We start from the raw sequence: 524 nt of genomic DNA, 5'->3' as shown, positions 1-524 counted from the left end.
ACCGTGCACATGACCGTGTACCCGCCGGCTACCATCGCGAAAATGGTTTCGACGCTGGACCAGATCGGTCCGGGCCGTGTCGGGCTGAACCTGGTCACCGGCTCCAGCTACCTGGACCTGCACCACCTGGGTCTGTGGGATGACAGCCTGGACCATGACGAGCGGTACAACATGGCCGATGAGTGGATCCAGCTCGTGAAGCGGTTCTGGACCGAAAAGGTCATCGACCACAAGGGCAAGTACTTCGAAACGAACGAGGCCACGATGGGCCCCAAGCCCTCCAAGATGCCCCCGCTGGTCAACGCCGGAGCCTCACCGCGCGGATTCCAGTTCGCGGCCGAGAACTGCGACATCGCCTTCATCATGGCCAGCGATGACGAGAAATCCATCGCGACCGGCCGTCTGGCGAAGAAGACCGCCCTGGAAATGGGCAAGCCGAACCTGAAGACCTACGGCCTGATCACCGTCATCCCGGGCGAAACCGACGAAGAGGCCCAGGCCCGGATGGACTACTTCAACGCCGG

1 protein-coding gene is annotated in these 524 nt (G+C 62.4%); it reads left to right on the top strand.

Annotation, left to right across the window (positions count from 1 at the left end):
- Positions 1 to 42: 42 nt before the first annotated feature.
- A partial coding sequence (locus AC5RTT_RS20730; protein ID WP_494146733.1) for an LLM class flavin-dependent oxidoreductase occupies positions 43 to 524 on the top strand: 482 nt, incomplete at its 3' end.

This window comes from Arthrobacter sp. Y3221157 (genome assembly GCF_059089865.1).
This window is presented reverse-complemented; position numbering and strand designations above follow the sequence as displayed.